The organism is Streptomyces marianii, assembly GCF_005795905.1.
GTDB lineage: Bacteria > Actinomycetota > Actinomycetes > Streptomycetales > Streptomycetaceae > Streptomyces > Streptomyces marianii.
The window spans coordinates 3,679,183-3,692,950 of sequence record NZ_VAWE01000001.1; the positions used below are offsets into that span (position 1 = coordinate 3,679,183).

A 13,768-nucleotide genomic window follows, 5' to 3' on the forward strand; every position below is an offset into this window, starting at 1 on the left:
AACGCCTGATGCCGGACGCGTCGGCCCCCTCGCCACCCGCGGACGGCGACGAACCGCATCCACGGGGAACCGGCGGCCACGGCCGGAACCGAATCGGGAGCCCCGATCCGCGACCGGACTGACGCGGCGGCGACGTGACACCTGCCGACCGGGAGTCCTCACATGCACGACGGGAGGCGCGCGGTTCCCCGCCGACAAGGACGTCACCTGCTTCAGGTTCGGCACCGACGGCGCCGTCGGCAGCACCAGGACCGTCAGGTTCGCCAAGCCGTCAAACGCCCCCTTCGACCGCCGCGCCATCGTCAACGGCCGGCCCATGTGCAAGATCACAGCGGGAGCGCTCACCGGGTACCGGGTCTGGGCCGGCGACGTCCTCACCGACGGCCGCTGGACGACACCGATCGACGGGATCCAGCAAGAGCGATTCCGGTGCCCGAACCGGACACCGACACACGCTGAAAGCCGCCCGCCGAGTAACGCGGGACGACGAACGCGATCGAACTGATCTCCTCCACGTGCTCGGGTACCGGCGCCGGCTCGCCGGTGCGTGCCCTTCGACGTGCTCCGGTCGACGGATCGAGTCGGCCACCGGACTCCGGTTCAGGCACGATTGATGTCGGACAGGAGCGCGGGCAGGAGGCGTTCCTCCATGACCGTGCCACCCGACGCCTCCATCGCGAGGGCCAGTCCGGGGTCCCAGGGGCTGGCCGCGGGCGGTCCCGCGAGCGGAGTGGACCCGCCCTCGCCGAGTGCCGCCGTGTAGTCGGCGGCGGTCATCCGCCAGGGGTCGGCGCCGTGGCGGGCCACGGCGTCCGCGGTGATGCGCAGGCCGGCCCAGTCGAAGTCGGCGCGCCAGCGCAGCCGGGCTCCCGCGCGCACGGCGTCACCGAGCAGCTTGTGGCAGGCGGCGGACGGGACGCCCTCGGTGCAGACCAGGGCGGCGGCGGTGTCCTGGAGTTCGCCGGCTGCGGCGCGCAGGACGGCCGGGTTCTCGCAGACGAAGATGGTGCGGGCGGCGGGGACGACGGGGTCGGTGGCGAGCTGGTGGAGGGTGAGCCGGAAGGGTATGCCGAAGCCGGCGGCGTCACGCAGCCAGTCGCAGACGACGGTGTCGCCCCTGGCGCCGATGTTGAGGACGAGGACCTGGCTGGCGAGGTCGTCCGCGATGGCGCCGGCGCTCTCCCACAGGGCGCGCCGCCCGCCCCGGTCACGCGGTACCTCCGGGCCGCCGCCGGTGCGATGGGCGAGGGCCCGCAGGACGAGCTGTTCCAGCGGGGCTCCGGGCACGAGGGCTTTGGTGTCGCCGGTGGCCCACTCGGCGAGGACCGGGAGCGGCATGACGCCGGGGACCCGGTTCGGGGACCTCGCGGAACGGTCCCCGTCACCGGTCAGCCTTTCCAGGACACGTACCGCCGCGTCGAGGAGCGGAACGTCTCCCCGGCGTACGAGACGGGTGAGCGTGCCGTCGGCGGCGATCCGGTCCAGCCAGGCGGCGAACCATCCGTGCCCGGCGAGCCGACTGGAGTGGGCCGACTTCAGGGCGTCGTCGCGGCGCGCTTCCTCTTCGGCCCGTTCGGCGGGCCGGTCACGCAGCGGCCCGTGGAGACGGCCGAGGGTCTGGAGGAGACCGGTGCCGTAACGGCCGTACAGATACCCGTCCAGATCACTCAGGGGTACGGCGAGGCGCTTGGTGGTCTCGGGCCGGTAGCGGCCGGTGATCCCGATGACGGTGCGGCGCTCGGCCTCACTGGGCCCCGCGAGCCCGATGTCGCCGTCGAGCACGCCCCCGGTGCGCTCCAGCCTGCGGCGGGCGGCGGCGAGGAGCCGAGTCCATCCCTCGCCCCGCAACTCGTCGTACCCATGGTCTTCTCGCCGCTCACTCGACAATCGCGGCCTCCTCGGGCGTCGGGACGCACCGGGTACCGGGCGAGCCGAGGGCCGCGGTGAGGTCGCCGGTGTCGTCGGCGAGGAGCCGGTCGCCGTCCCAGACGAGCAGCAGCGCGGAGACGGTGTGGTCGACGGCGCTGTGCGCGAGGTCGTAGTGGGCGGCGGCGGACACGGAGGCGTGGGCGGCCCACAGGTCGTAGCCGGTCATGAACAGGTCGAGGTCGAACTGCGCGGCCAGCGACATGAGTTCGCCGCGCCCGGTGTCGTCCACGCCCGCGAAGGCCTCGTCGAGGGCGAGCAGGCGCGGGGCGTGCGGGTCGGCGGAGTTGAGCATGGCGTGCGCGGCGGCGAACAGCGGCAGGTGCAGTGACACGGACTGCTCACCACCCGACAGGCGGCTGTGCCGGGCGCGGGTGAGTCGCTCCTCGCTCCTGTCGGGGCGTACGAGCTGGAAGGCGAAAAGCCGCCAGCGCCGGTAGTCGAGGACCTCGGCGAGCAGTTCGCGGTAGGGCTGGTCGCGGTGGCGGGCGCGGGCGGTCTTGATCTGCGCGGCGAAGTGCGTGCGCACCCGGGCGAGTCCGTCCGGGCCGAGGCGGGCGGCGTCGGCGTCGAGGAGGGCGCAGACGGCACGCTGTTCGTCGTCGAGGTGGTCGGCGAGCAGCCAGCCCACGCCGACCGTCGTCCCGGAGGACATCTGCCGCTTACGCATGTCGGTGTTCATCCGCCGGATCAGGTCGCGGGCGTCGACGGTGCGGTCGTGGATCTGCTGGGCGAGCCGGGTGAGCAGGGCGTCCTCCAGGATGCGCTGCTCGGACTCGGAGAGCAGTTCGGCCTGGTCACGGCGGTGGGCGGAGATCTTCTGGGCGAAGGCGGCCACGGGCAGCGGGCCCTCTTCGTCGGCCACGCGGACGAGAATGACGCCGTCGGAGCCGTCCCATTCGGGCCGGTAGTCCTGCCCCGCGGCGGCGAGTTGCGCCTGGAGGTCGTCCAGGGCCTTGGTCAGGCGGGTGACGGACTGCTTGAGGCTGGTCTCGGTGGGGGTGAGGTCACGGGTCGCGGAGAGGATCGCCTCGTGCACGCCGGCCACGGCCGACGGGAGTGCCTCGCCGGTCCAGTCGGCCTCCTGGGCGGGCCAGGCGAGACCCTGCGGACAGCGCAGGATGTCGAGGAGCTCACGGGCCGCGTACGGACGCAGGGAGCGGGCGGTGTCCTTCTCCTCCGCCGCGGCGACCGCCCCGGCCTCGGCGGCGGCCGTACGGCGGGCCTCGGCCGCCGCCGTGCCCGCGATCGCGGTGTGCTGGGCGCTGCGGGCCGCCTCGGCCTCCCCCGCCAGGGCGTCGATCCCGTCCTCGGTCTCCTGCACCTGCCGCATCACCTCCTGCGCCTCGGCCCCGACGGCCTCCTGAAGGGCCTCAAGTCCCGCGGCCTCCTCCGCGTGCCGACGGCGCGCCGCGCGCTCGGTGTCCGCCGCCGCCTCCTCGTCCTCGGCGGCGACGGTGAGCCGGTCGGCGGCTGCCTCGGCCGCCTCGCTCTGGCGGGCGTGTTCGCGGCGGCGTGCGGCCAGTTCGCGGACCGCCGTCTCGAAGGCGCGGGTGGCGGTCTCGACGGCGTCGACGCGGTCGGTCTCGATGGTGTGCTCGGCCGCGGTGCGGAGCAGGGCACGCTCTGCGACCGAGCAGGCGGCCACCGACTCGTCGTACGTGCCCCGGGCGGCGTCGGCGGCGTCGCGGGTGGCACGCAGCCTCGCCGCGACCCGGTCGAGCTCGCGCAGCGCCTCGGTGATGCCGGTGGTGCGGGGCAGGGCGGCGCGGGCGGCGGCGTACGCGTCGAGGGCGGTGTCCGTACGGGCCTGTGCGCGCCCCAACTCGTCGAGCTGAGCGCAGAGTTCGGCCAGCAGAGTCTCGCAGGCGGCGATCCGGGCGGCCCGGCGACGGGCGCGGGCGGTCGCGCCGACGTACTCGGCATGCTCCTTGGTGTGGGCACCGACCAGGACACCGGCCGCGTACCGGCCGTCCGGGCTGACCTGCGGGATGCCGGTGTCGAGGTCGCCGGTGACGGCGACCGAGCGCAGTACGGCGGTGATCCGGGCGGCGGTCGGGATCGCGTCGCCGGTCCCGGGGGACTCGGGGCTCAGGAGGTCGGCGAGGCTGGGTCCGCCGACCGGGGCACCGGCCCGGAGATAGCCCTCGCTGCGCCCGGCCGCCACGGGGGTGTCCTCGGCGGTGACCAAGGCGTCGAGGAGGCCGGAAGCCTCCAGGGCCGCCTCCAGATCAGCTCGCTGACGTTCCGTCAGATTCTCTTGGAAGTTGACGAGTTGCCACAGCGGAACACCGTCACCGGACGCCCGGTCGGCGGTGCGGCCACGGGCCGGGGGCGGGGCGTCGTCGTGTTCGGCGAGGATCCGGTCGCGTTCGGCCTCCGTCTCGGCGCGGCGACGCTCGACATCGGTGCGCTGGGCGCGCAGGGCGGCAAGACCGTCGCGAAGTTCCTGCACGGCGGGCGCGGTGGCCTCGGTGAAGGCGTCTGCGAGCGTGACCGCGTCGGCCTCGCCGGTGAGTTCGAGGGCTTCGGCGAGTCGGCCGGCCCCCTCCCCCAGCATGCGGCCGGGGGGACCCCCATCCCGCTCCGCTCCGGGCAGGAGCTCGCCGTATGTCTCCGCCCACTGTCCGAGCACCGCACGGCCCTGTTCGCGGGCGGATTCCAGGGCCGACTCGGCGGCGGTCTCCGCTGTCCCGGCTGCGGTGACGGCCTCCTCGGCACGGTCGAGGGAGGCCCGGGCGAGGTCGCGGGTGTGCTCGGCGCCGTGTGCCGTTCGTTGGGCCGCGCGCACGGCCCGGACGCCCTCGTGGCGGGCGGCGGCACATGCGGCGGAGCGTTCGGTGAGGTGGGCGGGTTCGGCGTCCGCCGGTGTCCAGGGCAGGCCGGCGGTGTGGGCATGGTCGGCGACGGCGGCGGCGTCCCGGGAGACAGCGGCATCGAGTTCGGCGGCGAGCCGTGCGGCGTGCTCGGCCTCGGCGCGGGCGCGGCCGGTGGCGGCGCCACGGCGTTCGCGTTCGGCGCTCGCGTGCCGGGCGGTCTGCTCGCAGGTGCGTACCAGGCGTTCCAGGTCGACCAGTTGCTCGACGGCCTGGTAGGCGGCGGAGGAGCGCAACTGGTCGAGACGGGCGCGCTGGGCGGCGAGTGAGGCGTCGGCCGACTCGGCGCGCGCCTCGGCGGCGGCCTGCTGCTCTCGGGCCGCCGCCAGGTCCGCAGTGGCGCTGCTCAGCGCGGCGGCACGCTCGGCGGTCTCGTTACGGCGGGCGGTGAGCCGGTCCGCGGCGGCACGGGCGTGGACCCGCAGATAGGTGGAGTAGCTCGCGAGGAAGGCCCGGGCGGCCTCGTCCGCGGCGGCCAGCCCCTCCAGAGTGCGCTGCACGGATTCCATGTCGTCGAAGGAACGGGCCGCCTCGGCGATCAGGTCGTCGTCCAGCGGGCGCAGACCGGCCGTCAGGGTGTCGGAAAGCCTGGCCGGGTCGAGGTTCTTGGCCAGCTGCGGGCGGCGCAAAGTGAGGATCAGGGTGAGCAGTTGCTCGTACCGCTCCGGGCCGAGACCGAACAGGCGCTGGTCCACGGCGGCGCGGTAGTCGGCGGTGGAGGCGATCAGCTCGCGCCGGAGTTCGGCGGCGAGTTGCTTCTTCGTCATCGGCCGGTCGTCGTGGGTGAGGAGAGAGAAGTCCTCGCCGACGCGGCCCTCCGCGACGAAGTGCCAGCGGGCTGGTGTGTCACGGTGCCGCTGGGCGTGCAGCCCGATGCCGCAGGTGACGGCCTCGCCCGTCTCCCGGTGGGTGAACTCGATCCAGACGTAGCCGAGCGCGCTGTCCTGCCCGCGGAAGAGCAGGTTCGACTTCATCGTGCGGTCCTCGGCGGCGAACGGGTTGAGCCGCTTGGGGTCTATACGGCCGTCGAGGACGAAGGGGAAGAGGACTTCGAGGGCCTTGGTCTTGCCTGATCCGTTGGGGCCACGCAGCACCAGCCAGCCGTCGGCGAAGGAGAACTCCTCGTCCCGGTAGTCCCACAGGTTGATGATCCCGGCACGGGTGGGGACGAACCGGGCGGCGGGGGCGGTGGCCGAGGCGTCGGCCGGAGTAGGAGCGGGCGTGCTCACGAAGTCGGGTCCTTGGCGGTGGGGTCGGCGAACAGGACGGTCTGGGCGGTCGGTCGGGTCGCCGTACGGGTTCGCACCCGGGCCGTGACCCCCCGGTAGCGGGCGAGCAGCGGGAGGGCGAGGGCCCCGCCGTCGACCCGGGTGATCAGCGACATGGCGGCCAGGAGGTCGAGAGCCTGGCCGAGCAGCCGGTCCGGGTCGCCGCGCAGATCGGCGGCGAAACCCGCGCCGTACTCGGCGGTGATCTCCTTGAGCCTGCCCCGGAGCCAGGAGTCGGTCACGAAGGGGTACCGGGTCTCGACCGGCTCCCGCCCCTCGTCGCCGGGTGCCTCGTCCACCGGCACCCCGTACGCCGGCTCCTCGTCCTGCACGGCGAGTGCGGTGACCAGTCCGCGTGACGGCAGGGCCGCGTCGATACGCCGGGCGCGGGCGGCGAGGCGTTCGGCGGCGGTGGGCGCGGGCAGCAGTTCGAGGGCGTGCCGTCCGGAGCGCTGCACGGCGGCACTGATCCGGGCGGCGAGGAGCAGCGCGGCCTGCGCGACGGTTCCGCCGCCGGGGAAGCGTAGATCGGACAGCCTGCCGGAGGTGTCGACGAGCGCCACGCCCTCGGCCCGCCGCTCCACCGTCAGCCCGGTCAGCCGCTCCAGGTCCTCAGCGAGGGCGGGGGCCCGCAACTGGCCCAGGAGTTCGCTGTCGGCGTCGGCGTAGTACGCGACCGGGTTCTCCAGCACGAGGCGGCGGGCCCGGCGTGCCTGGTCCCGGCGCTGGGCGGCGCGGCCCGCGGACAGACCCAGCGCGCCGGAGGAGTCGAGGAGCGAGGTGACCGAGGTCAGGTGCTGGAGCACGCGGGTCGGGTGGTGGACGGCGAGGAGGATCTCGCGGTCGATGTCGTACAGGGCCTCGGCACGCTCGGGATCGCCGGCCCAGGCGGTGGCGGAGCCGTCGGCGAGGGTGAGCGCGCCGCGTTCGGTGAGCCACGTGACGGCGTCGACGAAGGCGTCCCGGTCGGGTTTGCGGGCGGTGTCGAGACCGAGTCCGTCGATGCGTACGGCGTCGGCGGCGACCGCGTCGGCCAACTCGCCCAGCGCCACCTGCGCGCCGTGACGGCCCAGGGCCGCCAGGGTGAGGGCGAGGTAGGCGTAGCGGCGACGGTCGAAGGGCCGTCCGGCGCGGGTGAGCGCCGGGCGGGTGGCGTCCAGGCCGTCCTGGGCACGCTGGAGCCGGGCGGTGTCGGCGGTGGTCACCAGCCGGTAGCCGAGCACCTCCATCAGGTCGCTGCGCAGCTGATCGGCCCAGCGGCGCACGGTCGCCAGCGCCACCCTGTCCGGGTACCCGGACGTGACCAGCGGGTGCCGCAGGACGAGCCGTACCGCCTTCTGGTAGTCGGCGAGTTCGAGCGGGGAGACTCCCTCGGCAACACGGTTCATACGACGGCCTCGCTCATGCGGTGACCTCCAGTCGCAGCCCGTCGAGATGGAGACGGCCGCGCACGGTGTCGACGGTGGTGGAGCCCTCGGCGGGGGTGAGGGTGAGCCGTACCCCGTGGGCGGAGCCGGAGGCGGCGGTGACACGGCGGCTCGCGGGGACACGGGCGGCGAGCGCCACGTCCAGCAGGGTGAGCAGGGCCCGTGTCTCCGGCTCGTCGAGCGTCCGGCCGTACACGCCGTCCGAGGCGAGGGAGTTCGCGGCCCCGCGGCGCTCGGCCTGTTCCTTGAGCTGCTCGGCGCGCAGCAGCGCCCGCCGGTCCTCGTCGCGTTCGATGCGGCCGGGCCCGTGCAGGGCGGGGGTGCGGCCGGACTGAACGAGGGTGCGGGCGAGTTCGACCGGCTCGGCCTCCCACCAGGACGTACGGGACGGGATCCGCTCGGGGTCGGCGTACGGGACTCCGATGTGACGGGGTGCCCCGAGCCCGAAGACCCCCTGGAACAGGGCGTGCGCGTCGTCGTCGCTCTCGCAGGAGGTGAACCACTGGGCGAGATGGCGCAGTTGGCTCTCCCGGCTCACCCCGCCCCGACGGGCCTCGGTGACCCGGCGCAGCAGGGCGAGAACGGAGCGGATCGCGGTGACGGTGGCGTCCTGCAGCCGTTCGGTCTCGCTGTGCTCGCGCTCCGCGAACCAGTGGACGATGCCGTCCCACCGGTGCCGCCAGTCCGCGAGGCGCTCGGCGGGACTGCGGAAGAGCCGTTCGTCGGCCTCGGCCGCGTACTCGATCATCCGGTCCACACCGGTGGCCGCGGCCTTCTCGACCGCCTCGGCGAGCAGCGGGGCGTAGCGCCCGAGCTCGGCGGTGAACTCCCGCATGTGCGCGAGGAGGGTGTCCTTGTGGGCGAGGAACACCTCGGGCCGGGTGTCGTTGGTGCGCGCCAGGTCGCCCAGCATGAGGTAGAAGCGGGCGGCGCGCTGCGCCATCTCGTTCAGCACGGAGTCGAGACGGCCGAGCTTGCGGTACACCTCCTCGCCGTCGCCCGCCGTGTTGGCCTCGGCCAGCGCGCGCAGGTCGCCGAGGATGTCGGGGAAGACGAGGCGGGAGAGCTGGGCGTCCTCCAGGCTCGCGCCGAGCACGTCCTCCACGGCCCGGTACGCCCGGTACCCGGCCTGGGTGAACTGGTACACGTAATGCCGGTTGCGGTACTCGGCGAGGTTCGCTGCGCGCGTCCCGTCGTACGACCGGTCCAGCACCTGCCAGTCCGCGAGCGCGTCGAGCAACGGCTGCACACCGGCCGATCCGCCCACCACTTCCGCGCCGGGATGGTCGGCGGCGAGCCGCTCCAGCAGTCCCACCGCGTCCGAGGCGTGCAGCAGCACCTGGTAGTTGGCGCGTCCTCGGTCGAAGGCCCGCAGCAGCCACAGGTACTCGTGCCGCTTCTCGGCGGCGGCGAAGTGGAACAGCCGCAGCCGGTCGTCGAGGGAGAACGCGTCGATACCGAACGCGCCCTCGTCGACGGGGTCCGCGGCATCGGGCTCCGGGACGTCGAACTCGTCACTCACGGAACTATCGGCTTCCCTTCTCCCCTGGTGCGGCTGGTACACGTCCGGCCGGACGTGTACCACCGGATCCACACCAGTCTGCCGCACCCCGATCGGTGCGTGTGAGCCGCTCCTCGGCTCATGCCACTTGTGCTACGGTGCGCCCGTTTCACGCTCCGTGCCGGGTGGTGGCCGCCGTAGGGACCCGCCCTGCGGGCGGCTCAGCGGCGGATCGCCGCGTACACCCCGAGCCACCCCGTCCCCAGCCGGTCACCACCCCTGGTGACAACAGCCGCGCCCCTGTTGCCGGCTGAGTTGTCCGACGGGTCCTCGGGCGGCGGGAGCAGAGTGGTCTCCTCGCCGTCGCCGCTGTGCAGGATGGTGGTCGCGCCGTTCCACAGCCGGATCACCGAGCCCGGTGGGGCCGCCACCCGGAACCCGCCATCCCGCAGGTCCAGGTGGACGCCGGTGCACGCTCCGCGAGCAGCGCGCGGTCACGGTCCGGGGATAAGGCGCAGTCGTTCGGCGGTGTCGTGCCACTCCAGTCGGGGGTGTCGACCTCATGTATTCAGCTACGGCCGTGACTTGATGCCCCGACAGAAGAAGGGTGCCTCCCACCTGCGATGATCTGGATTTCCTAGATCAAAACCGTCGCAGAGAAGAGACACCCAACAGGTGCAGGCTACCGAATGGGATCACCGGCTTGCCGTGCGGGCCGATGGCAAGAACCTGACCGGCCACGCGGGCGTGGTGCTGCTGCGGAAGGTCGCCGACCGCGTCGGCCTGGCCACCGTGCTCAGCGCGGCGCTGCCGAAGGGCACTGGGCCTGGCTGGCGTGACCGGGGCATGGCGCTGGTCCAGCTGGCCTGCGCGATCGTGCTCGGCGCGACGAACATCCTGGAAGCCGAGCAACTACAGCACCACTGGAAGAGCCTGTTCCCGCGGCCGGTCTCGGACAGCACCCTGCGCCGCACTCTGGAGGCGATCGACGGTCCGGTGGCGGCGCGGATCGAGCGCGTGCGCGCCGTGGTCCGGCGCATGGTGTGGACCCTGCTCGCCCTGCGCCCCGGCGGCTTCCCTTGGATCGCGGTGTGCGGCAGAGAACTCACCGGCTGGTACGTCCTCGACCTCGACGCCACCATCGTGACCTGTAGCAGCAAGAAGGAGGGTGCGGCCGGCACCTTCAAGGGCAGCTTCGGCCACATGCCGCTGGGAGCGTGGGTGGCCAACACCCGCGAGTGTGTCGCCATGCTGCTGCGACCCGGCAACGCGCCGCCGAACGATGTCGACGACCACAAGAGTGTCCTGGCCTCGGCGTTTCGGCAGCTCCCGCTGCCGCTGTGGTCGAAGCTGCTGATACGGACCGACGGCGCGGCCTTCAGCCACGACGTCCTCGGCCACCTCCAGAGCCTGACCACCAGCCGGCGCCGGGTGCGCTGGGTGACCGGCTGGGCCATCAACGACGCCGACGAGAAGGCCATCGCCCGGCTGCCGGAGAAGGTGTGGACGGCGGCGCTGCGGCAAGACGGCCAACTGCACGAGATCAAGGGCCCCGACGGCGAATGGCTGTCCTACCAGGTCGCTGAGCTGACCGGGGTCCGTGACCTGACCGGCTGGCCCCAGGGGATGCGGTTGATCGTGCGCCGGGTCAAGCCCTCGCGCCGGGATGCGAAGAAGCTGACCGCCTTCGAGAAACGCACCGGCTGGCGCTACCAGATCGTCGCCACGAACATCCCCTCCCACCAGGGACTTTCAGGGGTACCCGGCTCCGGCCAGGTCTGGTTCGTCGACGCCCTGTACCGCGATCACGCCGAGGTCGAGGACCGCGTCAAAGCGATCAAGCGGGTCGGCCTCGGGCTGCTGCCCTCGAAATCCTGGCAGTTCAACGCCGCCTGGGTGCTGGCCGCCACGCTCGCCGCCGACCTCGACGCCTGGACCCGGCTCCTCCTCCTGCACGACGAGCCCGAACTCGCCGCCGCCGAACCGGAGACGATCCGCAGGAAGCTCTACCACCTGCCCGCCCGCCTCACCTCCCACGCCCGCCGCCGCACCCTCCACCTTGACCGCACCTGGCCCTGGGCGGCAGCGTTCACCGCCGCCTGGAAGCGAGCCACCGAACTCCCGGCCCGTACCTGACGACCGGCCACCACCCCGACGACACCGGAGAGGAGAGGACCGCAGCACCCCCGGGGCCAGTGGAACCCGACGCCCCGCAGCGTCACGCGACGGCCAGTCCCGACACGGCACGGGACATACCGGGCAGCCAGCCGCACACGGCGACGCCGTCACGCCACCGAAGAATCGAGGTTGACGTCCGGAACGGTCGCCTCGGTGGTGTGGACATCCGTGATCAACCGCAACGGCAGCCTCACGGCTTCGGCTTCGGCTTCGGCTTCGGCTTCGGCTTCGGCTTCGGCTTCGGCTTCGGCTTCGGCTTCGGCTTCGGCTTCGGCTTCGGGGAGGGTGTCGCAGGTCTCGGTGAGGTGGACCTTGTATCCGAGCCAGAACAGGTCGTCGCCCTTGGCCGACCAGCGGGCGTCGGGGTCGTACGGGGAGGCCAGACGGATATGGCCGGGCGGGACGCCCTCGTCGTCGGCGTCCCGCTTCTTGATCACCTCCCGTTCCCGGCCATCGGTACGGATGATGTAGGTCTGCACCATGACCTGCCGCAGGAGGGCCACCGCCTCGATCTCGCGGACCCACACCGGCGCGGTGTCGGACCAGGCGGCCCGGCACAGGACCAGCGCGTCCTGGCCGAAGACCTGGGCAAGCCGGTCCCGCTTGGTCTTCGAGCCCGGCATCGTCCAGCCATCCACGCGCGGCCCGTAGCGTTCGGCGAACTCGGCGACGTCGATCACGCCGGCCAGCCAGGACGGCGCCGCCACCGCCAGCGCCTCCAGAGCGGCCCGCACACTCTCCCCGGCCAGCTCGGTCCGGTTCAGGTCACGGACCGCGCTGATCACATGGGTGGAGTCCGTGCGCTGCTTGCCACCGGCCTTGATCAGCCCGGCCTCGCGGCAGTGCTCGACGAGCCTGTCGAAGAGTGTCCGCTCCAGGCCGTGCCCGACCAGCCGGGCACGGAACCTCGACAGCGCGGAGAAGTCGAAGCCTGCATCGGAGAGCTCCGCGCCCAGCGCGTATTTCCACGACAGGCGATCCCGCGACGCGTCCGCCGCCTGCCGGTCGGTCAGGTTCTCCGTGAACTGCAGCACCGTCACCAGCGCGAGCAGGGCCGGAGACTGGGCGGGAGCCCCACGATCGGGAAACGCATCGGTGAACAACGCGTCGTCGAAAACCTCGGCAAGGTGGTCACGCACGCGCATGGGCAGGCTCCCACCAGGGAAGGCCGCACGGGCCGTTCTGGCCGTCTGTTCAGGAATGGACGGCAATCCCCCCGGCCGCATGGACACCGCGCCAACCCCCTGCGGCCGGAGCAGACAGAACGACCGCACCAACGATCATGCCGACCTGCCCGTGCCTCTGCAGGCATGGTTGGAGTGGGTGACCTCTCAAGTCGCCCTGCCGAACCGGAGCTTCGATGTGCCGTCAGTCTGCCAGCGTCTGCCTGATCAAGTCGCCCTCGCGTCAGCACCGCGCACTGCCGGGACTGCCGCAGCGGCTGGCCACGCTGGCCGATCCGCGGCACCGGCGCGGGAAGCGTCACCCGTTCGTGAGCGTGCTGCTGATCGCGTGCTCGGCCGTGCTGAGCGGAGCGCGTTCGTTCGCCGCGATCGGCCCGTGGGCCAGGAATGCCCCGCAGGAGGCTCTCGCCCGGCTCGGTGCCCGCACCACCAGCGTGTTCGCCGTCCGCGTCGCGCCAAGCTCGGCGACCATCCGCCGGATCATCAACCGCACCTGTCCCGGCGGGCTTGCCGACCTGCTCGGCACGGACCCGGCCGGGTCCGACACCCTCGCGGTGGACGGCAAGAGCGCTCGCGGCTCCCGCCACGGTGACACCCCGGCCGCGCGTCTGCTCGCCGCCATGACCGGTGGCGGGCTGACCGTCACGCAACTGCGAGTCCCGGACAAGACGAATGAAATCACCCGCTTCGCCGCCCTGTTGGCACCGTCCGACCTGACCGGGGTGACCGTGACCGCCGATGCCCTGCACGCCCAACGCGGCCACGCCCGCTTCCTCGTCGAGGACAAGAACGCGCACTACGCGCTGTGCGTGAAGAAGAACCAGGCCGGTCTCTACGAGCGGCTGCACACGCTGCCCTGGAGGGAAGTGACCGCGAAGTTCTACGACCGCACCGAGGGGCACGGCCGCAAGGAGACCCGCGTGGTGCAGGTCCTGACCGTCGATGACCTCGACTTCCCGTACGCCGCACAGGTCGCCCGGTTCGTACGCCACCGCACCTGCCTGAAGACCGGCAGGCGCAGCCGCGAGACGGCGTACGTGATCACAGATCTGACCAGCCGGGAAGCCTCCCCGCAGCGGCTCGCGAAGATCATTCGTTCGCAGTGGGTCATCGAAAACCGGCTCCACTTCGTCCGCGACACCGCATTCCGCGAGGACGCCTCCAAGGCCCACACCGAGCACGGCCCGGAGAACATGGCCACCCTGCGCAGCTTCGCGATCAACTGCCTCCGTGCCGCCGGCCACCACAACATCGCCGCTGGACTCCGCGAGATGTCCTACGAGCCCTTCACCCGTCCCCTGACACTCCTCGGACTCCGCTGACCAGCACAGACGCACGAACAGCCAGACTTTGAAATCGCCCTGGACTCTGCTGCGCAATTCGCTGCGGGGGTGGGGCCGGGTCGGTG

Annotated in this window: 8 protein-coding genes; 2 read left to right on the forward strand and 6 right to left on the reverse strand. The window is 72.6% G+C overall.

What is annotated here, in order from left to right; translation table 11 throughout:
- Positions 1–600: 600 nt before the first annotated feature.
- The 5 genes from FEF34_RS16545 to FEF34_RS42040 all read right to left on the reverse strand — a co-directional run bounded on the left by FEF34_RS16545 (position 601) and on the right by FEF34_RS42040 (position 9,429).
- A complete protein-coding gene (locus tag FEF34_RS16545) occupies positions 601–1,887 on the reverse strand; it encodes a TIGR02679 family protein (RefSeq protein WP_138053880.1) in 1,287 nt (428 codons plus the stop codon).
- Positions 1,877–6,031: a TIGR02680 family protein gene (locus tag FEF34_RS16550; protein ID WP_138053881.1), complete on the reverse strand. Its 4,155-nt coding sequence runs from the start codon at positions 6,029–6,031 to the stop codon at positions 1,877–1,879. Before FEF34_RS16550 ends, FEF34_RS16545 begins: the two co-directional genes overlap by 11 nt.
- Entirely contained in the window at positions 6,028–7,458 is a 1,431-nt protein-coding gene (locus FEF34_RS16555; protein WP_138053882.1) for a TIGR02678 family protein, read from the reverse strand. Before FEF34_RS16555 ends, FEF34_RS16550 begins: the two co-directional genes overlap by 4 nt.
- Before the next feature lie 13 nt (positions 7,459–7,471).
- Positions 7,472–9,019 (reverse strand): TIGR02677 family protein, encoded by a 1,548-nt coding sequence (locus FEF34_RS16560; RefSeq protein WP_138053883.1) that lies wholly within the window; start codon positions 9,017–9,019, stop codon positions 7,472–7,474.
- A 200-nt stretch (positions 9,020–9,219) separates the two neighbouring features.
- Complete coding sequence (locus FEF34_RS42040) at positions 9,220–9,429, reverse strand: hypothetical protein (protein WP_199800669.1); 210 nt, start codon at positions 9,427–9,429, stop codon at positions 9,220–9,222.
- Between the two features lie 244 nt (positions 9,430–9,673).
- On the opposite strand from FEF34_RS42040, the gene FEF34_RS16570 reads away from it, so the two are divergent.
- Positions 9,674–11,134 (forward strand): IS1380 family transposase, encoded by a 1,461-nt coding sequence (locus FEF34_RS16570; protein ID WP_234042414.1) that lies wholly within the window; start codon positions 9,674–9,676, stop codon positions 11,132–11,134.
- Between the two features lie 149 nt (positions 11,135–11,283).
- Here the strand turns inward: FEF34_RS16570 and FEF34_RS43670 are convergent, their stop codons facing one another.
- A complete protein-coding gene (locus FEF34_RS43670) occupies positions 11,284–12,321 on the reverse strand; it encodes a transposase (protein WP_171052975.1) in 1,038 nt (345 codons plus the stop codon).
- A gap of 215 nt (positions 12,322–12,536) precedes the next feature.
- Here FEF34_RS43670 and FEF34_RS16580 point away from each other — a divergent pair, with 215 nt between their 5' ends.
- Positions 12,537–13,682 (forward strand): ISAs1 family transposase, encoded by a 1,146-nt coding sequence (locus tag FEF34_RS16580; RefSeq protein WP_234042415.1) that lies wholly within the window; start codon positions 12,537–12,539, stop codon positions 13,680–13,682.
- Positions 13,683–13,768: the final 86 nt, after the last annotated feature.